Here is a 20,229-nt window from a genome sequence, read left to right on the forward strand (position 1 = left end):
GCCGCGGGGCGCGGCGCCGGGCGGCGCGGCGGCGGTGCCGGGCGCGCCCGGACGGGGACGCGCACGATGCGAAAGCTGCGCGCGTCGATGATCGTCACGCCCAGACCGGTGCCGCGCAGCAGCCGCGCGAGCGCGGTTTCGACGTCCATCGTGCCGGCGACGCCGCGCACCCGGATCTCGCCCATCGCAGGATCGGCAAGCGCGACGCTGACGCCGCCCTGGCGCCCGAGGTCGAGGATCGCCTGGTCGAGCCGGCCGGCAGCGATGGCAAAGCGATGCGTCTCGGCGGCATGGACCGACGCGGGGGCCAGAGCCGCCACGAGGCTGGCCGCCGCCCATTGCCTGTAACGCTGCACCATCAGTTCGCGGTCAGTCGCCACTCCTCGCCGACCTTGCGGGCCGAAACGCCCATCAGGATCGCGATCTTTTCTATAGCGGCCTTATCCTTGCCGTCGATCAGGATCGTGCCCGTAAAGGTGCGATCGGCGATGGCGGGATCGACGGCGATCGGGGCGCCAAGAGCGCGCGACAGGTCGGGTGCAATATCCGACAGCGGTGTCGCGGTGAAATCGAGCCGGCCCGTCTTCCACCCCGCCACCGTCGCGGGATCGACGCGGGTGACGACCGGCGCCGCGCCGCTATGTGCGATGTGCAGCCGCTGCCCCGCGCGGAGCAGCAGGGCCGCGCGATCAGGATCGAACATCACCGCACCTTCGGCAACGCTCACTTCGGCACGTCCGTCCTCGCGCGCGACGTTGAAGACCGTGCCGACATCGCGCAGCCGCATATCGCCCGATACGACGGTGAAGGGATCGGCCGGATCGTGGGTGACGCGGAACACCGCCTCGCCGCTTTCGAGCGTGGCGATGCGCGGATTGCGGCGGTCGAGTGTCACGCGCGTTCCGCCGTTGAGGTCGATCACCGTCCCGTCGTCCAGCGTCACGCTGCGCTGCTCGCCGAGCGCGGTCTCGACCGCATAGGTCGGCACCGCGACGCGGTAAACCGGCCATGCGCTCACCGCGACAAGCAGCGCGGCGGCGACTGCACCATAGCGGCGGAAGAATCCGGGGGCATTGTCGTTGGCAGGCGCGGCGTCGGGGCGATCCGCGGCCAAGGGGCGCGCGGCGAGCGCCTCGGTCATCGCCGCATCGGCGATCGCTACCCGATCATAGGCTGCGGCGTGCGCCGGATCGGCCTCCAGCCACGCGGTGAAGGCGGGCCAATCGGCATGCGCGGGGTCGCGCTGCCGGACGAACCAGCCCACCGCTTCCTTTTCTGCCGCGCCGTTTGCCATGCCTAAAGCCGTCCCTTCGCAGCTAGGACGGTATGGTCAGTCATTTTCCGCATCGAGTTTGTCACGTAATTGCAATACGGCCTTGTAGGCCTTTTGTAGATGCTTTTCGACAGCGCTCAGGCTGAGGCCGAAATGCGCGGCAATATCGCGCTGCGGTGTGCCGTCGATGCGGTAGCTGCGGAAGATGCCGGTGGTGGGCTCGCCCAGTTCGTCAAACAGCGCCGCGACGCGGGCAAGCTCGCTCTTCGCGATCGCCGTGCGCTCGGCCGATGGAGCCGGCGACGCCTCGCCCGCGTCGCCCGTTGCCAGCGCGCTCCACGCATCGTCGCGCCGCTCGCGGCGCTGCGCCGAGCGGCGGCGATCGATCACCAGATTGTCGGCGACCCGATAGAGATAGGAGAGCGGATCGTCTGGAACCGCCGCGATCCCGCCGATCTTGATCCACAGATCCTGCAGAATATCCTCGGCGTCCGACGCGTCGCCGCAGCGGGCCCGCACGAAACGTTCCAGCGCTGCGCGGTGGGCCAGGAACGCCCCATCCAGACCGTCGGCGATCATGCGCCGCCCCATACCAATGCCGCGCGCAAGCCGCAATCGGATCGCGCCCATCGATCGGCAATGCGACGCTTTTTTCGTGCCGATGCGGAAAATCGCGCGCGGCGTCGTCCATTTGACAGGGGCGATGGTCGAATTGCGTAGCGGGAGTCTTGCCCCATGTCCCAAATCCCGTCCCGCCGCGCGCTCCGGATCGCTGCGCTGGCGGGGGCGTTTGCCGTAAGTTGCACCGCCACCGCCGCGCCGTCGCCAGCTTCCGCAACGCCGATCAGTGTCCTCACCTACAATATCCATGGTCTTCCCTGGCCGCTTGCCTGGGGGCGCAGCGATGATTTCGGACAGATCGCGGCGCGACTGCGCGCGATGCGGCAGGCGGGAATCCAGCCGCACATCGTCGTGCTGCAGGAAGCCTTCACCCGCTCCGCCCAGCGGATCGGCGCAGAAAGCGGCTATCGCTATGTCGTGGACGGCCCGGCCGCCGCCGATCGAAGCAGCCTGCCCGCAACCGACGCCGACCGCCGCTTCGCTGCCGCGGCATCGTGGTTCAAGGGCGAGCGGTCGGGCAAGCTGCTCGGCAGCGGGCTGCAACTGCTGTCGGACTATCCGATCCTCGCGGTACGCCGCGCGCCCTTTCCGGCCTATGCCTGTGCCGGTTATGACTGCCTTGCCAACAAGGGCATATTGATGGCGCTCGTCGCGGTGCCGGGCGCGGCGACGCCGGTCGTCGTCGTCACCGCACATTTCAATTCGCGCGGCGCGTCGGGGGTTTCGGATGAGCGCGCCGACTATGCCTATCGCCGCCAGCTCGACGCTGCCGGACGGTTCATGGCGCAAAGCCCATGGCATCGCTATCCGATCATCTTTGCCGGTGACTTCAACGTCGGCAAGATCGCGCCGCGCGCCCGCGCCTTCGCGTCGGCAACGGGCCGCTGGTGGGGAAATGGCCGCACCGGCGCGCTCGACGATGCGATGCACGCCTGCTCGCGCCGCACAAGCGGCCTCCCCCGCGCCGCGCTCGAAAGCTTTCGCCGCGCGAAGGACTGGCAATTATTTGCATCGACCCGCTTCGCCGCGCTCACCGCTGAAGCCATATCGGTGCCGTTCGGGCGCGGCGCCGACGGCCGCATGCTGTCCGACCATATCGGCTATGTCGCGCGCTATCGCCTCGCGCCGCTCGCGCCGACCGCCGCACGCGGACCGCTCGGCTATGTCCGTTTGAAATAGGCGATCAGGCGATCGATCGATGGCCGCGCAGACTGTAACGCCTGCTCGGTGGCGGCATCGTCGCGCCGCGCCGCGCCCTCCCGTGCCGCCTTCAGTGCTGCACTCATCTGGCCCGCCAGCGCCGGGTCGCCGACGTCGCCCGCAATGTCATCCCAATGCTGGCCGGCCATTGTCATCGCCGCATCGACCCCGGACCAGTCCGGCCGCGCCGCCGCAAGACGCGCGGCCCCGGCCAATTGCGCATAATCGATCAGCGCCATTGCCGTTGTCGCCTTCGACACCGTCGCCATATCCTCGACCAGCGCGCGATAGATTTCGAGCGCGGCGAGCGCGGCACCCTGCCGGTCGCCCTGCCGCGCTGCGGCATCGAGCGCGGCGAGCCGCGGCACGATCGCCTGCTGCGCCGCCGAACCGAGCGACGCGTGGACGCCTTTTTCGGAATAGATGGCGGTGGCGACGCGAGCGCGAAACTGCCCGGCCGATTCGTCCGGCGCCGCCACCGCGACATCGCGAAAATAGCCGGCAGCGGCATGTTTGAGCGGATCGGGATCGACCGCATAATCGGTAATGCCCGCGCGCGTCGTCAGCGAGAAGGTCGCAATAGCCTGATCGGAGGGCGAATGCGGTGCGCCGCAGGCTGCGAGAGTCAGCAGAGGCAGGATCATCGCGCCGCGCGGCCAGCGAACATGGAGCGGAAAATCGTATAGAAAATTTGGCAAAGGCCTATCCTTTGCCCGGAAGACGTCGCGGGGGCGGCAAAGCCGCACTCCCCACTCTTCCCAAAACGTCCGTCAGCTTGCGCGGTCGGCGAACAGCGCCTTCAGATCCTTCTTCAATATCTTGCCATTGGCATTGCGCGGCAGCGTGTCGGCGACGAAATGCACCGCCACCGGCACCTTGAACGCGGCGAGCCGCGCGCGCACCCAATCCTGCAATTCGCTCTCGCTTGCCGTCATCCCCGGCGCCAGATGGACGACCGCCGCGGGTTCTTCGCCCAGCGTGCGATGCGGGATGCCGATGATCGCGCAATCGGTGACCGCCGGATGTTCGTAGAGCGCGTTTTCGACTTCCGACGAATAGATATTCTCGCCGCCGCGCAGCACCATGTCCTTAGCCCGGTCGACGATATAGACGAAGCCTTCGTCATCAAGGCGCGCGAGATCGCCGGTGCGCACCCAGCCGTCGACAAAGGTTTCGGCCGTTGCCTCGGGCTTGTTCCAATAGCCTTTGACGATCATCGGGCCGCGCGCCCACAGCTCGCCGACCGTTCCCGTCGGCAGCACCGTCACGCCATCATCATCGCGGATTTCAAGGTCGGCGACCGCAACCGCCGGCCCGGCGCTGGTCGGACGATTGAGATAATCTTCCGACGAGTGCGACGTCACCGTCGCCATCGTTTCGGTCATCCCCCAGCCGTTGCCGGGCAGCGCCCCGAATTCTTCATAGATGCGCTTGACGAGTTCGGGCGCCGACGGCGCGCCGCCATAGGCGATCGCCTCGATCGACGAGAGATCGTAATTGGCGCGGTCGGGGTGCTCGATCAGCTGCCAGGCGATCGTCGGCACGCCGCCGGTCACATTGACCTTTTCGCGCGCGATGATCTCCATCGCCTGCACCACGTCCCATTTGCGCATGAAAATCGTCGTGTTGCCCGCCGCCATGCTGCCCATCAGGCTGGCCGAACAGGCGGTGACGTGAAACATCGGAATGACGGTCAGCGTCGTGCGCGGCTGCGGATCGGGGATCGCTTCGCCGCGGCGCAGAAAGCTGCGCGCCGCCGAAAAGCCGCCCGAGAGGATATTGCTCATCAGATTGCGATGGGTGCCGAGCGCGCCCTTGGGATTGCCCGTCGTACCGCTGGTGTAGAAAATCGTCGCCTCGTCATCGGGATCGATCGCGACGACGGGCCGCGCGATATCGAGAAGCGCCGCCCAGCTTGCCGGTGCGCCGACGATATCCTCGATCGCCGTGGTGTCCCCTTCAGCGCCGCCGCGCGCGACGATCCAGCGCGATACGCCGCCCAGTTCTTCGCGATGATCGCGCAGCCGCTCCAGCCGCTCGCCATCGACGATCACGACCTTCGCCCCCGAATCGCGGATGCCATAGGCCAGTTCGGCGCCGGTCCACCACGCGTTGAGCGGCACTGCGATCGCGCCGATGGTCGTGATCGCGAAAAAGACCATCGGCCATTCGGGCAGGTTGCGCATCGCAAAGGCGACGCGGTCACCCTTGCCGACGCCCATGTCCTGCAGCGCATGCGCCAGCGCCGCGGTGGCGCGCCAATTCGCCTCGAAGCTGACGCGGTCGTCGTCGAGGATGGTGAACGGCCGTGCGCCATGGGTGCGCGACAGGTCGAGAAGGACGCCCAGATCATTGGGGGCATTTTTCCAAACGCGCGTCGGGACGCCGCGGATTGTTATCGTCTCCATCTCGAAGCGCGCGCCTGGCGCGGTCAGCACCGCGGTTGCATCGGCCATCGACATTTTCGGCCAGGCCGGATCGAGCGCCACCAGCGGCTCTGTCATCACGTCACTCGTCACGCGCATTGCTCCCATATCCGTCCGGTCGGGCGCCGGAGATTCGCCTCAGCGTTACGGACGAACGACGGGCCGCACAAGCGGGCGAAGCATGGAAAGGCGCAGCGTTCGTCGCGGCGCGGCGACGCCCTAGCCCGGCGCGATCCGCCCGCCCGCAACCCGAAAGCGCGTCACCGGACCCGGCATCGCGTCAAACAGCCCCGCCTCGGTGCCGGTGAGCCACGCCTGCCCGCCCTGCCCGGCGAGGCGCGCATAAAGCGCGGCGCGGCGCAGCGGATCGAGATGCGCGGCGACTTCGTCGAGCAGCAGTATCGGCCGCTGCCCCCGCGCGCGCGCCACGCAATCGCTGTGCGCAAGGACGAGCGAAAGCAGCATCGCCTTCTGCTCGCCGGTCGAACAGCGCGCGGCAGCGCGGCCGCTCGCCGCATGGACGGCGGAAAGGTCGTCGCGGTGCGGCCCCGCGGTCGCGCGCCCGGCCGCTGCGTCGATCCGGCGCCGCGCCGCGAACAGATCGCGCAGCGCCGCCGGGTCATGCGCCGCGCCGCGCGGGGCGCCGTCGGCATCGACAAGGGTGAGGAGCGGACGCGCGAAGGGCGCGTCGGGCTGTTCCGCCAGTTCGGCGGACAGTGCCGCGAGCGTCCGCTGGCGCGCCGCATCGATCGCCGCACCATGCTCGGCCAGCTGCGCCTCTAGGCTCGCCAGCCATTGCGGATCGGCGGCGGAAAGGTCGGCGAGCAATTTGCCGCGCGCGCGCATCGCCGCCTCATAACGATTGCCATGCTGGGCATGGCCGGGGTCGAGGGCGAGGACGAGGCGGTCGAGGAAGCGTCGCCGATTGCCCGCCGTTTCCACGAACAAACGGTCCATAGCCGGGGTGAGCCAGAGGATGGCGAGCCAGTCGCCGAGTGCCGTCGCCGCCGCGGCGCTGCCATTGATCCGGACGACCCGGCGCCCCGGCGCCGAGGGTTCGACCCCGGTGCCAAGCGCCACGGGGGCGAGCGCGGGATCACCCTGCACCTCGCCGAACACCGCGAAGCCGCCGGCGGCGCCGTCGCGCACCATATCGGGCAGCGCCGCGCGCCGAAGCCCGCGCCCCGGCGCGAGCAGCGATATCGCCTCCAATATATTGGTCTTGCCCGCGCCATTGTCGCCGTGAAGCGCGACAAGGCCGGGCCCGGCCGCGAGATCGGCCCCCGCGTGATTACGGAAATCGGTCAACGAAAGGCGGATCAGCGTCATCTGCGTTGCGCCTACCCCAGCCCTGTGCGCGATGCGAGTCCCGCGCATCATCGCTGCCCGCCAAAGGTGAAGCGCAAAAAATTCCAATTTGAGGTAATTTTCACCACATCATTGATATTTTCCCGTTGAAATATAGTTTCAACGTCGAAAAAACCGCGGTTAACCGCCAATGAATGAAATTGGCACGCCTCCTGCATTACTACTGGCATCCACCGGATGGTCCGGGTGGGAGGAACGAAAGGATTATATCATGGCTCATTTCAACACCGAATCGCTCAAGAGCTACGCCATCGCGGCGGTTGCCACGCTCTACTGCTCGATCATGTTCCTGGCCGCTGCTGGCCCGAACGGTGCGGAACTCGGCCGGCTGGTCATCTGACCAGCCGCCCCCACCCACGAACAACGCCGGTCCCGGAGGGACCGGGACGGAAAGGAAAGAAATGAAACAGGGTTTTCGCAAGAATCGTCGCGATGGCATGGTCTTCGGCGTGTGCGCCGGCATGGCGGACCACTTCGGCTTCGACGTCTTGTGGACGCGCGTCGCCTTTGTGGCACTGACTTTGCTGGGCTTCGGCCTGCCGCTGCTGGTCTATCTGACCGTCGCGATCCTCGCGCCATAACGCAGCCACGGGCCGGCCGCCTTTCAGGCACGTCGCACCGGCCCCGCATATTTCCACAATCGAAGGCCCGCCGGTCCGCCGGTGGGCCTTTTCTTTTGCGCGGCGCACCTAGCCGGCGGGCAGTTTGAGCCGTACGAGCGTCCCGCCAAGATCCTCGCTCTCTTCGAGCGCGACGCTGCCGCCATAGATTTCAGCGACATCACGGACGATGGCAAGGCCAAGCCCCGTCCCCGGCTTGCCGCTGTCGAGCCGAACGCCGCGGTCGAAGATACGCTGACGGTCGGCGGGCGAAATGCCGGGGCCGTCGTCCTCGATCAGTATCTCGGCCATGCCGCCCGCGCGCTGCACGGTCACGAAAACGCTCCCGCCGCCATATTTGGCCGCATTTTCGAGCAGGTTTCCGATCAATTCGTCCAGATCCTGCCGCTCGACCCGTGCCACCAGCGTCTTGTCGCCCGCCTCGTCGAAACGCACGTCGGGATGGAGGCGGGTCAGCGCGCGCAGCACGCTGTCGACGCTGTCCCAGACAACGGCGCGCGCCTGCGCCGCCCCGCGGCGCCCGACCGCCCGCGCGCGCGCCAGATGATGATCGACCTGCCGCCGCATCGTCGCCGCCTCGCGCCGGATCGTTTCCGCAAGTTCGCTGTCCGACCCCGCGGCGCTGTTGAGCAGCACGGTCAGCGGCGTCTTGAGCGCATGCGCCAGATTGCCGGCGTGCAGCCGCGCCTCCTCGGCCTGCTTTTCGTTATGCGCGAGCAGCGCGTTCAATTCCTCGACCATCGGCTGCACCTCCAGCGGCAGCGGCGCGATGACGCGGCGGTTTTCACCGCCGCGCATCGCCGCGATCGCGCGCCGGATGTGGCGCAGCGGCCAGAGGCCGTAAAAGGTCTGCAGCGCGGCGAGGACGATCAGCCCGACGCCAAGCAGCCCCAGGCTGGGAATCAGCGTCGCGCGCACCGCGCGGATTTGCTCGTCGAGTGCCTGACGCGACTGCGCGATCTGGAAACGCCAGTTGGTCTTGCTGCCCGGAAGGATGACGTTGCGCTCCAATATGCGGAGCTGTTCGTCGGGAAACTGCGTGCTGTCATAGGTATGAAGCCCGGTATCGACGTGCGGCTTGGGCGATTTGAGCGTCCGTTCCCACAGCGAGCGCGAGCGATAAGGCTCCTGCCCACCACCACTGATCTGCCAATAAAGGCCGCTATAGGGCTCGAGGAAGCGCTGGTCGCCGAGCGGTTCGATCAGCCGCACCTCGCCATCGGGGCCGATCTCGGACGAGCGGATCATCGCGATCAGCACATATTCGAGGCTCGAATCGAAGTTGCGCGTGATCGCGCCGGTCAGCACCCGGTCGAGCGCGAAGCCGCCGCCGATCAGCAGCACCGAAATCCACAGCGCCGCAATCGCAATCATGCGCCGCGCGAGCGAACCCGTCGTCAGGCTCGCCAGCGCAGCCGGCTCCGTGCGGGTTTCGGTGCCGGGCGCGATCGGCGAGGCGGCGTCGGCCTCGGCCATGATCAGCCCTGCGGATCGTCGAGCTGATATCCGAGGCCGCGGATCGTCGTGATGATGTCGGCACCCAGCTTCTTGCGGATGCGGGTGACGAACACCTCGATCGTGTTCGAATCGCGATCGAAATCCTGATCATAGATATGTTCGATCAGTTCGGTGCGCGACACGACCTTGCCTTTGTGGTGCAGCAGGTACGACAGGAGCTTATATTCCTGCGCGGTCAGCTTGACCGGCTCGCCATCGAGCGTGACGCGGCCCGAGCGCGTGTCGAGCCGCACCTTGCCCGCGATCAACTCGCTCGACGCATTGCCCGAGGCGCGGCGGATCAGCGCGCGCAGACGAGCGATCAATTCCTCGGTCTGGAACGGCTTGGCGAGATAATCGTCGGCACCCGCGTCGAGCCCGGCGACCTTGTCCGACCAGCTGTCGCGGGCAGTCAGCACGAGAACGGGAAAGTTGCGCTTTTCGCGGCGCCAGCGATCGAGCACCGTCAGCCCGTCGACTTCGGGCAGGCCGAGGTCGAGGATCGCGGCGTCATAATCTTCGGTCGAGCCCAGGAAGTGCCCGTCTTCGCCATCGGTGGCAAGGTCGACGGCATAGCCGTTCCCCTCCAGCGTCGCCTTGAGCTGCGGACCCAGCGTGGGTTCGTCTTCGACAATCAAAATCCGCATTCAGGCACCTTTCGTCTGCGAACCCGCCGGACAGGGCGGGCCGAACGCCTCTCTACCAAGACGCAACGATCATCGCAAAATGTCGTTGCAGCGAAAAATGTCAGGGTCTGCGGCCGACGATCCGGCCGGTGCGCGCGTCGACATAGACGATCACCACCTGGCTGCCGTCCATGAACTTGAGGGCATAGACCATCTGGCGCGCATCGAACTGCGGGCCGCCGAGATAGGTCATATTGCTGTAGGGCGCGCGCGAACGGACATCGGCGATCAGGCGGTTGAGCGGGATCACCTGCCCCTGTGCCGCCGCTTCGCGCAAATTGTCCTGGTCGCGGTTGCGATCGCCGCGCGCAGCCGCCGGGCCGGCTGCAGCAAGCAGCAGCGCCGAGGCGATCGAGAGGGTCAGGGTGCGGATCATGCCGGGAGATTTAGCCCCTATGCATTGAATAGGCGATGAATGGCCCCGTCAGCCGATGTTTCGCAATGCGACAACCACCGACCATGCCACCGGGCCATGGTGGGCGCGACAGGGATTGAACCTGTGACCCCACCCGTGTGAAGGGTGTGCTCTACCGCTGAGCTACGCGCCCGTCCCGGACCGAAGCGGCTGCGCCGCGTCCGAAAGCGGGTCGTCCATAACCGCTCGCGCCGCGATTGCAACGCCGATTTGCGACTCGGCACCCCCGAAATGCAAATCGGGCCGCAGCTTGCGCCACGGCCCGAGATGTTTCTTCGTCAAGAAGCGCCAGCGATTAGTTGACGGCGTCCTTGAGGGCCTTGCCGGCCTTGAACTTCGGCTGGTTCGACGCCGCGATGGTCATCGTTTCGCCGGTGCGCGGGTTGCGGCCGGTCGACGCCTTGCGCTTGCTGACCGCGAAGGTGCCGAAGCCGACGAGACGGACTTCGCCGCCCTTCTTCAGCGCGCCGGTGATCGAATCGAACACAGCTTCGACAGCCTTGCTCGCATCGCCCTTGGTGAGGCCGCTCGAGTCAGCGACGGCGGCGATCAGGTCTTGTTTGTTCATGCCTAAGGAACCCCTGTGTGTGGTTGTTGAATGATTCTCATGGCCCGAAGCCATGGCGCGCCACTAACGATGTTTCGCCCCGCCTTGTCAAAGCAAAAAGCGGCGCGAAACCGGCCAAAATGCCGATTTTGCGATGAAAAGGCTCTTGCGGAAGCCCCGTCGGCGGTCCGGTCAGTGCCGAATCGCCGATTCGGGGTCTCCACCCGCCGAAATCGGCGGCGAAGCGGCCAATTCGTCGGCTTCGGTCCATTCGATCGGCTCGACAGGGCTGACCAGCGCCTCGGCGAGCACCTGATCGACATGACTCACCGGAATGATCTTCAGCGCCGCGGTAATGTTCGCCGGAATCTCGACCAGGTCCTTTTCATTCTCTTCGGGAATGAAAACGGTCGTGATGCCGCCCCGCAGAGCCGCAAGCAGCTTTTCCTTGAGGCCGCCGATCGCGAGCACGCGGCCGCGCAACGTGACCTCGCCGGTCATCGCGACGTCCTTGCGCACCGCGATGCCGGTCAGCGTCGACACCATCGCCGTGACCATGCCGACGCCGGCCGAGGGCCCGTCCTTGGGCACCGCGCCTTCGGGCAGGTGGATGTGGATGTCCTTGCGCGCGAACAGGCTGGGCTTGATGCCATAGGCGGGCGCCCGCGCCTTCACGAAGGACAGCGCGGCCTGCACCGACTCGGTCATCACCTCGCCCAGCTTGCCGGTGGTGCGCACCTGGCCCTTGCCCGCCGCAGTGACGGCTTCGATCGTCAGCAGTTCGCCGCCGACTTCGGTCCAGGCAAGGCCGGTAACCGCGCCCACCTGATCCTCGCGGTCCGAAACGCCGTGACGAAATTTGCGCACGCCCGCAAATTCGGAGAGGTTTTCGGGCGTCACCACGACGCTTTCCGCCTTCCCTTCGAGGATCTTGCGCAGCGCCTTGCGCGCCAGACGCGCAATCTCGCGCTCGAGGGTCCGGACGCCGGCTTCGCGGGTATAATAGCGGATCAGGTCGCGCAGACCTTCGTCGGTCAGCTCGAACTCGCCGGCCTTCAGCCCGTGCGCCTCGACCTGCTTGGCGATCAGATGACGCTTGGCGATCTCGACCTTCTCGTCCTCGGTATAGCCTTCGAGCCGGATGATCTCCATGCGATCGAGCAGCGGTTGCGGCAGGTTGAGCGAGTTGGCGGTGGTCACGAACATGATGTCCGAAAGGTCGACGTCGACTTCCAGATAATGGTCCTGGAACTTCGCATTCTGTTCGGGGTCGAGCACTTCGAGCAGCGCCGACGCCGGATCGCCGCGGAAATCCTGACCCAGCTTGTCGATTTCGTCGAGCAGGAACAGCGGGTTCATCGTGCCTGCCTTTTTGAGGTTGGTCACGATCTTGCCCGGCAGCGAGCCGATATAGGTCCGGCGGTGGCCGCGGATTTCGGCCTCGTCGCGCACGCCGCCGAGCGACTGGCGCACGAACTCGCGGCCCGTGGCCTTCGCGATCGAGCGGCCGAGCGAAGTCTTGCCGACGCCCGGAGGACCAACGAGGCACAGGATCGGCCCCTTCAGCTTGTTGGTGCGTGCCTGGACCGCCAGATATTCGACGATCCGGTCCTTGACCTTTTCGAGCGCGAAATGGTCGGCATCCAGAACGTCCTGCGCCTTCGCGATGTCCTTTTTCAGCTTCGACTTCTTGCCCCAGGGCAGGCCGATCAGGGTGTCGAGATAGTTGCGAACGACGGTCGCCTCGGCCGACATCGGCGCCATCGCGCGCAGCTTCTTGAGCTCGGCGTTCGCCTTGGTCTTGGCTTCCTTCGACATCTTCAGGCTGTCGATCTTGGCCTGCAGTTCCGCGAGATCGTCGCCGCCCTCGCCATTGTCGTTGCCGAGTTCGCGCTGGATCGCCTTCAATTGCTCGTTGAGATAATATTCGCGCTGGCTCTTTTCCATCTGGCGCTTGACGCGGCCGCGGATCTTCTTTTCGACCTGCAGCACGCCGAGCTCGCCTTCCATGAAGGCGAACACCATTTCGAGCCGCTTTGCGGGCGCATTCTCGACGAGCAGCGCCTGCTTGTCGGCGACCTTGATGTTGAGGTTGCCGGCAACCGAGTCGGCGAGGCGCGACGAATCGTCGATCTGCGACAATTGCACCGCGGTTTCGGCCGGCATCTTCTTGTTGAGCTTGGCATAGCTTTCGAACTGGTCGACGACCGAGCGCATCAGCGCCGCGGTATCGACACTGTCGTCGACGGCATCGGCGATCGGCTCGACCGTTGCCATCACGGCCTTGCCGTCATCGTCGAGCGACTGAAGCTTGGCGCGCTGCTTGCCTTCGACCAGCACGCGGACGGTGCCGTCGGGCAGCTTGAGCAATTGCAGAACGGTCGCGATCACGCCGGTATCGTACAGATCGTCGCGGACCGGATCGTCCTCGCCCGGATCGAGCTGGGCGACGAGAAAAATTTCCTTATCGGCTTCCATCGCCGCTTCGAGCGCGGCGACCGAGCGATCGCGGCCGACGAACAGCGGCACGATCATGTGCGGAAAAACGACGATGTCCCGCAGGGGCAGAAGGGGAAAAGACTGGTTCATCAGGGCTCCTGAGCGGGCGCAAGACCGCGCGCCGCCCTTTTAATAGGGTGGTTATCGCTAATATGGCGTAACTTGGCGCGCATTCAATGACGGTGCGGTGAATGGGCATCTCTCCTCCCTGTGGCAAAGCCATGGGGAGGTGGCAGCCCGAAGGGCTGACGGAGGGGTCAATGACGCAATGTCGTCGCCCTTCCACCACCGCCTGCGGCGGCGGTCCCCCTTCCCCATGGCTCTGCCACAGGGAGGATCAATTCGTCAAAACGGCAGCTTGAACCCGGGCGGCAGCGGCAGGCCGCTGGTCATCTTGCCCATTTCCTCGTTGCTCGCCTGATCGGCCTTTTCGCGCGCGTCGTTGAACGCGGCGGCGAGCAGGTCTTCGAGCATCTGCTTTTCGGCCGGAATCATCAGGCTGTCGTCGATCGCGATCGCCTTGATCCGGCCCTTGGCGGTCGCGGTAATCCTGACCAGACCGCCGCCCGAAACGCCCTCGACCTCGACATTGTCGAGCTTCGCCTGCGCCTCCTGCATCTGGGCCTGCACCGTGGCAGCCGCTTCCTGCGCCGCCTTCATCATTTCTTCGATCGATTTCATGGGGCGGACTTATGGCGATTGTCGCCATCCTCGACAAGTCTTGCGTCGGGAAATGCCGCCAAAACGGCCTTTACCACGGGCAGTTCGCGGATTCGCGCATCATTGTCGGCCAGTTTCGCGGCGCGCATTTGCGCCAGGCTGGGCCGGCCTTCACCCTCGCCCGCGCGCACCGACCAGCGATTGCCCGTCGCCGCGAGCAGCGCGTCGGCCAGGTCGCGGGCAAAGCCTTCGCCGAGCGCCGGCACGGGCGCGAACGTCAGCGTCCCCGGTTCGAGCGCGATCAGCCGCATATGGTCATAGACATCGACCGCAAGCCGGTGATTGCCGGTCGATTCGAGCAGCTGGTGAATCTGCGCGATGGTCAGCGCCGCAGGGGGCGGTGCTTCCACCGCCTCGACCGGCGGCGGCGTGGCGGCCGCAATCGACGCGCCGGGCGTATCGCCGCCGGGCGCAGGCTGCGGCGCTGCAAGCGGCATCGCCGGAACGCCGCCCGATTCGAGCAGCTTCGCCAGTTCGCCCGGATCGGGCAGCGACGCAGCATAGATCACGCGCAGCAACAGCATTTCCAGATGCTCAAGCGGATTGTTCGCGCGCAGCACCTCGTCATGCCCCTTGAGCAGCAATTGCCAAAGCCGGTTGAGCGGCGCAAAGCCCAGCTTCTGGGCCCAATCGCCGATGCGTTCGCGGTCGGCGGCGGCCAGCGCCGGATCGTCGTGGCGCGCCACCTTGGCCAGCGTCACCGCATGCGTCAGGTCCATCAACCCGCGCACCATTGCGACCGGCTCGATCCCCAGCGCATATTGCGCGCGCGCAAGGTCGATCGCGGCACCCGTATCGCCGCCCAGCACGGTCGCCATCAACTGCGCAATCGCCGTGCGGTCCGACAGGCCCAGCATCGTGCGGACCTGGTCGGCCGAAATCCGCCCGCCGCCCGCGCCATCGGCTTCCAGATCGGCGTGGGCAATCGCCTGGTCGAGGATCGAAAGCCCGTCGCGCACCGATCCTTCGGCGGCATTGGCGATCAGCCAGATGGCGGGCGCCTCGGCTTCGACGCCCTCTTTCTGCAGGATCGAACTGAAATGCGCGAACAGCATGTCGGGGGTAATGCGGCGCAGATCGAACCGCTGACAGCGCGACAGGACCGTTACCGGCACCTTGTTCACCTCGGTCGTCGCGAAGAGGAATTTGACGTGCGGCGGCGGCTCTTCGAGCGTTTTCAGAAGTGCGTTGAACGCGTTACGCGACAACATATGCACTTCGTCGATGATATAGATCTTGTAGCGCGCCGACACCGCGGCATAGCGCACCGCCTCGATGATCTCGCGCACGTCATCGACGCCGGTGTTCGACGCGGCGTCCATCTCGATCACGTCGATATGGCGCCCCTCGGTGATCGCGCGGCAGGGCTCGCACACCCCGCACGGATCGATCGTCGGCCCACCCTGCCCGTCGGGGCCGATGCAGTTCAGGGCCTTGGCGATCAATCGCGCGGTCGACGTCTTGCCGACCCCGCGCACCCCGGTCATCAGGAACGCATGCGCCAGCCGGTCGCGCGCGATCGCATTGCCGAGCGTGCGCACCATCGCATCCTGCCCGATCAGCTCGGCAAAGGTCTGCGGCCGATATTTGCGGGCAAGGACGCGGTATGGCCCGTTCGAGGCGGGCGCGGGCGGCGCCTCTGGCAAGTCCATGCCCAGCATCGGAGTGTCGTCGGCGGAATCGTCCATAGCCGGTCTTTAGGATGCGCCGCGCCGATTGTCGAAGGGTATGCGCGCGCCGCCGCGCGTCAGGTCGCCGCGCCCAGAACCGCCTCCGCCATCAGCTTGACCGCCGCATCGGGATTCGCGGGCTGCTCCATCAACCAGAGCATCTGCGCCGACGCGGTGATCGGATCGGCCACCGGCCCGTCGGCGCAGCCGGCAAGGTCGAAGGTCGGCGCCTTGTCGGCCGCCGGATGGACGCCGCTATTCTGGGCATAATCATAATATTCGCGCACCGGCAGGCACACGACGCGGGCGCTGTAGGGGCCGGCGGGAAAAACGCCGCCCCGCGCCGTATGGCTTTGCGAGAAACTGTCCTGGATCAGATGCAGCAAAGCCCCGGCCGCGCGCTTGCGTGCCAGATCGGCTGCGACATCGCCGGTCAATTCGCTGCATTTGGTCGACGCGAAGGGATTGCGGCATTCAAGCGTGAACAGCGTATGCACGCGCCACGCCTTATAGCTTTTCCCGCCTTCGGTCCGGTCGTCGCAATATGGGAAAGCCGGGCGGCGCAAAAGCTTCGGCAAGGGCGGGAGATTGGCTTCGGAAATAGGTGCAATATCCCGTCGTCGCATCGACGCCCTGCCCAGTTGCAATGGCAAAGGCCGCGCGCGTCCAGCCGAGAATCTTGGCGCCGGTTTCGGATGACGCCTCGCCCGCCGTCGGGCGCATGGCGTGCAGGAATTGCAGCGCGCCATAATGGCTGTTGCACATCAGGCCGCCAAAGGGCTTGCCCGGCCCGACATGCTTCTTGCAGCGTTCGGCGCCAAGATTGACCGCAATCTTGCCCAGACCCGTCGCACTGATCTGGCGCGCCGGATCGTCCGGCCAGCGGACGGCATCGGCGTAGACCGACCCGCCAATGTCGGTCGCCGCAAACTCGGCCGCGGTGCGGGGCAGCGGGCAATGGCTGGGCAAGGCACCGGCGGCGGCGGCAAGGCACCGCTCGGCCAGCGCGGTCAGCCGCTCATGATTGGGCTGTTTCGGTTTGATCTCATACGCCGTCGAGGTCTGCACCGCCCCCATGCCGAGCAAGACCGCCATGCCCAGTCCGGCCGGAACAAGATATCTCACGCCCATCCTCCCCTGCTGCGACGTGCAGGATGTGCGAGCTATTGCGGAGGGTCAAGCCACCGCTCGGTCGATAATAGTGGAAATGGGTGGGAGCCGGAACGACCCGCAGCGAATTCGTTGCGGCTGCTTCCTTCCGGACCTGACCGGGTTGGCGAAGACTGCGTCCGCCCGACTCCCGGCGCGCATATGGCGGCGGCGGGCGCGAATTGCAAGCGGCGCGGCTATTCGGTGCGGTCGCCCGCCACCGCGCGCGCCACATCGGCGATGATCGCGTTGGCTGCGTCGCCCTTCAGCGCGGGGCGGTCGAGATAGACGGCGATCATATATTTGTCGCCCCCCGGCTCCTCGACGAACGCCACGTCATTATAGGCGGTACCACACGACCCCGTCTTGTCGCCGACATGCCAGGTCCTGGGCAGCCCGGCGCGGATGCGTGCAAGCCCGGTTTCGCTCTTGACCAGCCAGTCGCGCAGCATCGTGCGATAGGCGGGGTCGAGCTTGTCGCCGAAGATATAGGCGGCAGCGCTCTTCGCCATCGCCGCGGGGCTGGTGGTATCGCGCGGATCGCCCGGAATATTGGCGTTGAGGTCGGGCTCCATCCGGTCGAGCCGCGTCACCAGATCGCCGGTCGCCTGAACATGATCAGTGAAGCCGGTCGGGCCACCGAAATGATCGAGCAGCAGATTGGCGGCGAGATTGTCGCTGAGCACCACGGCGTCCTCGGCGGCGAAGCCGATACGATATTCGCCCTTCCCCTCCGCATCGAGCAGGCGCTCGGCGCCCGGCGAGTAGGGCAGCAGATCGGCGCGCGTGAAGGGCAGCGGCGTGCGCAGCGACACACCGTTCTTCGCTGCGGTCAGCGTTTGTGCCGCGAGCAGCAGCTTGAAGGTCGAGCACATCGCAAAGCGCTCGTCGGCGCGGTGGCCGACGATCAGCTTCCCGAACTGGTCGGTAACGGCAACGCCCAGCCGACCGCCGCTTTTCTTCTCCAGTGCCGCGATCCGGTTCGCGACGCTCGCTTGCGCGCTGTCGCGGGCGCTGTTGGTCGCGGCAGGCGACGACGCGCACCCGGCCAGCGTGACGACGGCGGCGAGCGTCAGGGCAAGGCCCACGGCGCGCCGGCGACGCATCAGCGCGGCCCCTGCATGTTGCGGCTTTCGGACGGGATATGAACGGTCAGACCGTCGAGATCCTCGGTCAGTACGATCTGGCACGACAGGCGGCTGGTCCGGCGCACCCCGGCGGCAAGATCGAGCATATCCTCCTCCATCTCGCTGGCGGGCGGCAGGCGGCCGAAATCCTCCTTCGCGACGATGACATGGCAGGTCGAACAGGCCATCTGCCCCTCGCACGTCCCTTCCAGCGGCATCATATGCGCCTGCGCCACGTCGAGCAGGATCGAACCCGGTTCCGCGACGACTTCGGTGCGTCCCTTGCCATCGGCATGGATGAAGGTGACGCGCATCAATTCACTCCCTGCAAGCGGACCGCATCCTTGATGGCATTCAGCCCGTCGCGCAACGCCTGTTCGGACGTATAGCGTCCCCAACCGAGACGGATGGAGGCGCGCGCGTCGGCTTCGCTGATGCCCATCGCGCGCAGCACATGGCTGACCTTGCCCGATCCGCTGCCACAGGCGCTGCCCAGCGAAAAGGCGACGCCGCGCGCATCGGACATCAGCCGCAGCCCGTTGACCCCTTCGCGTCGGATATTGAGATTGCCGTGATAGCGCTGGCTTTCGGCGCCGTTGATCGTCCACTCGGGCAGCATGTCCATCGCGAGCGACCACAGGCGCTCGACATGCGCAGCGTCGACCTCCAGGCGGTCGGCCGCCAGCGCCGCCGCCGCACCGAACCCGGCACAGAGCGCGGGCGAGACGGTCCCCGATCGCAGCCCCTGTTCCTGCGCGCCGCCCAGCATCAGCGGCGGCAGATCGACGCCGTCGCGAATCCACAGCGCGCCGATCCCCTTGGGCCCGTGAATCTTGTGCGCCGATACGGCGATCAGGTCGGGCCCTTCGGGGATCGCGATGCGGCCGAACCCCTGTACCGCGTCGCACAGCAGCAGGCTGTTCTTCGCATGCGCCGCCGCGGCGAAATCGGCGACCGGCTGGATCGTCCCGACCTCGTTGTTGACCAGCATCGTCGCGACGATACCGCCTTCAGGAATCAGCGCCGCGTCGGGCGGCAGCGCCAGCCCCGCCGCATCGACCGGCAGGATCGCCGCGTCCAGCCGCTCGAGGCACTGGAGCGATGCGGCATGTTCGATGCTGAGCCCCGCAACCCCGCCGGGCATCGCGCGCGCACCGCAGAAGAGCGCCCAGTTCAGCGCCTCGGTCGCGCCCGACGTGAAGATGACGCGCCCCCCGCGCGGCAACAGCGCCGCCACCTGATCGCGCGCAACCTCGACCGCCGCCGCCGCCGCGCGCCCTGCCTTGTGCGTGCTCGCGGGGTTCGCAAAGCTGTCGCCGTCATCGCCAAGCCATCGCAGCATCGCCTCGCGCGCTTCGGGAGCGAGCGGGGTCGTGGCCTGATAGTCGAGGTAGATCATTTGCGGCATTTGCCCGCTAATCGCGTTGGTGTCGAGCGACGCTCTCTCTTTCTCGTCGGATGACCAACGAGAGTAGGAATCGCCTTCTATTGCGAACGATTCGCAAAAGTTGCAAGTTGAGACCTATTTTCTATATAGGCGCGACCTTCGCTCCGCCACCCCGCCAACCGGCGATTCGGCCGGGAGCTCAAAAAAGATAAGAGGTGCTTCCATGCCCGACGTCATTTTCCCCGGCCCCGAGGGCCGCATCGAAGGTCGTTTCTCGCCCCCGCCGCGTCCGCGCGCACCGGTTGCGCTGATCCTTCACCCGCACCCGCAGGGTGGCGGCACGATGAACGACCGCATCACCCAGGCGATGTACAAGAGCTTTGTCGCGCGCGGCTTCGCCGTGCTGCGCTTCAACTTCCGCGGCGTCGGCCGCAGCCAGGGCACGTTCGACAATGGCATCGGCGAATTGTCCGATGCCGCGGCAGCGCTCGACTGGGTCCAGTCGATCCACCCCGAGGCGCAGACGACCTGGGTCGCCGGCTTCAGCTTCGGCGCCTGGATCGGCATGCAGCTTCTGATGCGGCGCCCTGAAATTCGCGGCTTCCTGTCGGTCGCGCCGCCGGCGAACATGTACGACTTCAGCTTCCTCGCGCCCTGCCCGTCGTCGGGTATCATCGTCGCGGGCGGCCAGGACGAAATCGTCCCGCCAGGCGCGATCCAGAAGCTCGTCGACAAGCTGCGCACCCAAAAGGGCATCACCATCCACCACGACGAGATTCCGCGCGCCAACCATTTCTTCGAGCATGAACTCGATCAGCTGATGAAGTCGCTCGACAATTATCTCGACATGCGGCTTGCGCCCGATTCACCGATCCGCTGAGCTTCAAATCCTCCCTGTGGCGAAGCCATGGGGAGCAACCGTCTTCAAGCTTTCCAAGGCTGCTCATCTCGGATGATGGCGTTGAGCGCGACGACGAGTTTTCGGATGATGGCGACGATGATGAGCTTTGGGGGTTTTCCTGCG

Annotated in this window: 22 protein-coding genes, 1 tRNA gene and 1 other RNA gene; 4 read left to right on the forward strand and 20 right to left on the reverse strand. The window is 66.3% G+C overall.

Annotated elements, in window-relative coordinates; all coding sequences use genetic code 11:
- The 3 genes from P1IM2_RS05910 to P1IM2_RS05920 form a co-directional block, all read right to left on the reverse strand.
- Positions 1-380: STN domain-containing protein (locus P1IM2_RS05910; protein WP_222103002.1), on the reverse strand; the 380-nt coding region annotated here is incomplete at its 3' end.
- Complete coding sequence (locus tag P1IM2_RS05915; RefSeq protein WP_186401784.1) at positions 359-1,294, reverse strand: FecR family protein; 936 nt, start codon at positions 1,292-1,294, stop codon at positions 359-361. The genes P1IM2_RS05910 and P1IM2_RS05915, both read right to left, overlap by 22 nt.
- A gap of 36 nt (positions 1,295-1,330) precedes the next feature.
- A complete protein-coding gene (locus P1IM2_RS05920) occupies positions 1,331-1,852 on the reverse strand; it encodes an RNA polymerase sigma factor (RefSeq protein WP_234180222.1) in 522 nt (173 codons plus the stop codon).
- 156 nt (positions 1,853-2,008) lie between these two features.
- On the opposite strand from P1IM2_RS05920, the gene P1IM2_RS05925 reads away from it, so the two are divergent.
- Positions 2,009-3,073 (forward strand): endonuclease/exonuclease/phosphatase family protein, encoded by a 1,065-nt coding sequence (locus P1IM2_RS05925; RefSeq protein ID WP_186401785.1) that lies wholly within the window; start codon positions 2,009-2,011, stop codon positions 3,071-3,073.
- Here P1IM2_RS05925 and P1IM2_RS05930 read toward each other — a convergent pair.
- From P1IM2_RS05930 to recF, 3 genes are all read right to left on the reverse strand, one after another.
- Positions 3,055-3,792 carry a hypothetical protein gene (locus P1IM2_RS05930; RefSeq protein ID WP_186401786.1) on the reverse strand — a complete coding sequence of 246 codons (738 nt, stop codon included), beginning with the start codon at positions 3,790-3,792 and terminating at the stop codon, positions 3,055-3,057. The genes P1IM2_RS05925 and P1IM2_RS05930 overlap by 19 nt on opposite strands.
- Before the next feature lie 72 nt (positions 3,793-3,864).
- On the reverse strand, positions 3,865-5,619 hold the full coding sequence (locus P1IM2_RS05935; RefSeq protein WP_186401787.1) for a class I adenylate-forming enzyme family protein: 1,755 nt from the start codon (positions 5,617-5,619) through the stop codon (positions 3,865-3,867).
- A gap of 120 nt (positions 5,620-5,739) precedes the next feature.
- Positions 5,740-6,849, reverse strand: a complete 1,110-nt coding sequence (gene recF, locus P1IM2_RS05940) for a DNA replication/repair protein RecF (protein WP_186401788.1) — start codon at positions 6,847-6,849, stop codon at positions 5,740-5,742.
- A gap of 250 nt (positions 6,850-7,099) precedes the next feature.
- Here recF and P1IM2_RS18870 point away from each other — a divergent pair, with 250 nt between their 5' ends.
- Entirely contained in the window at positions 7,100-7,228 is a 129-nt protein-coding gene (locus P1IM2_RS18870) for a hypothetical protein (protein ID WP_255265911.1), read from the forward strand.
- 61 nt (positions 7,229-7,289) lie between these two features.
- A complete protein-coding gene (locus P1IM2_RS05945; protein WP_003044434.1) occupies positions 7,290-7,469 on the forward strand; it encodes a PspC domain-containing protein in 180 nt (59 codons plus the stop codon).
- Positions 7,470-7,577: 108 nt separating this feature from the next.
- On the opposite strand, the gene P1IM2_RS05950 is transcribed toward P1IM2_RS05945, so the two are convergent.
- The 14 genes from P1IM2_RS05950 to P1IM2_RS06015 all read right to left on the reverse strand — a co-directional run bounded on the left by P1IM2_RS05950 (position 7,578) and on the right by P1IM2_RS06015 (position 19,217).
- Entirely contained in the window at positions 7,578-8,882 is a 1,305-nt protein-coding gene (locus P1IM2_RS05950) for a sensor histidine kinase (protein WP_040590107.1), read from the reverse strand.
- Positions 8,883-8,986: 104 nt separating this feature from the next.
- On the reverse strand, positions 8,987-9,652 hold the full coding sequence (locus P1IM2_RS05955; RefSeq protein ID WP_003044440.1) for a response regulator transcription factor: 666 nt from the start codon (positions 9,650-9,652) through the stop codon (positions 8,987-8,989).
- A 100-nt stretch (positions 9,653-9,752) separates the two neighbouring features.
- On the reverse strand, positions 9,753-10,067 hold the full coding sequence (locus P1IM2_RS05960) for a PepSY domain-containing protein (protein ID WP_062902264.1): 315 nt from the start codon (positions 10,065-10,067) through the stop codon (positions 9,753-9,755).
- Between the two features lie 97 nt (positions 10,068-10,164).
- Positions 10,165-10,239, reverse strand: a tRNA-Val gene (locus P1IM2_RS05965).
- 162 nt (positions 10,240-10,401) lie between these two features.
- Positions 10,402-10,674, reverse strand: a complete 273-nt coding sequence (locus P1IM2_RS05970; protein ID WP_003044445.1) for an HU family DNA-binding protein — start codon at positions 10,672-10,674, stop codon at positions 10,402-10,404.
- A 171-nt stretch (positions 10,675-10,845) separates the two neighbouring features.
- Positions 10,846-13,242: an endopeptidase La gene (lon, locus tag P1IM2_RS05975; protein ID WP_186401789.1), complete on the reverse strand. Its 2,397-nt coding sequence runs from the start codon at positions 13,240-13,242 to the stop codon at positions 10,846-10,848.
- Between the two features lie 255 nt (positions 13,243-13,497).
- Complete coding sequence (locus P1IM2_RS05980; protein WP_186401790.1) at positions 13,498-13,833, reverse strand: YbaB/EbfC family nucleoid-associated protein; 336 nt, start codon at positions 13,831-13,833, stop codon at positions 13,498-13,500.
- Positions 13,830-15,560, reverse strand: coding sequence for a DNA polymerase III subunit gamma/tau (locus tag P1IM2_RS05985; protein WP_409574528.1), 1,731 nt, complete (start codon positions 15,558-15,560; stop codon positions 13,830-13,832). The genes P1IM2_RS05980 and P1IM2_RS05985 overlap by 4 nt, the downstream gene beginning before the upstream one ends.
- Before the next feature lie 59 nt (positions 15,561-15,619).
- On the reverse strand, positions 15,620-16,039 hold the full coding sequence (locus P1IM2_RS05990) for a hypothetical protein (protein WP_186401791.1): 420 nt from the start codon (positions 16,037-16,039) through the stop codon (positions 15,620-15,622).
- A 10-nt stretch (positions 16,040-16,049) separates the two neighbouring features.
- A complete protein-coding gene (locus P1IM2_RS05995) occupies positions 16,050-16,667 on the reverse strand; it encodes a hypothetical protein (protein WP_186401792.1) in 618 nt (205 codons plus the stop codon).
- Between the two features lie 82 nt (positions 16,668-16,749).
- Positions 16,750-16,847: signal recognition particle sRNA small type (gene ffs / locus P1IM2_RS06000), an RNA gene on the reverse strand.
- Positions 16,848-16,888: 41 nt separating this feature from the next.
- A complete protein-coding gene (bla, locus tag P1IM2_RS06005) occupies positions 16,889-17,797 on the reverse strand; it encodes a class A beta-lactamase (protein WP_186401793.1) in 909 nt (302 codons plus the stop codon).
- Positions 17,797-18,135, reverse strand: a complete 339-nt coding sequence (locus P1IM2_RS06010; protein ID WP_120694163.1) for a 2Fe-2S iron-sulfur cluster-binding protein — start codon at positions 18,133-18,135, stop codon at positions 17,797-17,799. The genes bla and P1IM2_RS06010 overlap by 1 nt, the downstream gene beginning before the upstream one ends.
- The gene (locus P1IM2_RS06015) at positions 18,132-19,217 is read right to left on the reverse strand and encodes a cysteine desulfurase family protein (protein ID WP_062903180.1); all 1,086 of its coding nucleotides are present in this window, start codon (positions 19,215-19,217) and stop codon (positions 18,132-18,134) included. The genes P1IM2_RS06010 and P1IM2_RS06015 overlap by 4 nt, the downstream gene beginning before the upstream one ends.
- A 211-nt stretch (positions 19,218-19,428) precedes the next feature.
- On the opposite strand from P1IM2_RS06015, the gene P1IM2_RS06020 reads away from it, so the two are divergent.
- Positions 19,429-20,085, forward strand: a complete 657-nt coding sequence (locus tag P1IM2_RS06020; protein ID WP_003044467.1) for an alpha/beta hydrolase — start codon at positions 19,429-19,431, stop codon at positions 20,083-20,085.
- Positions 20,086-20,229: the final 144 nt, after the last annotated feature.

Origin of the sequence: Sphingopyxis sp. P1IMeth2 (genome assembly GCF_900185685.1) — a bacterium.
Taxonomy (GTDB): domain Bacteria; phylum Pseudomonadota; class Alphaproteobacteria; order Sphingomonadales; family Sphingomonadaceae; genus Sphingopyxis; species Sphingopyxis terrae_A.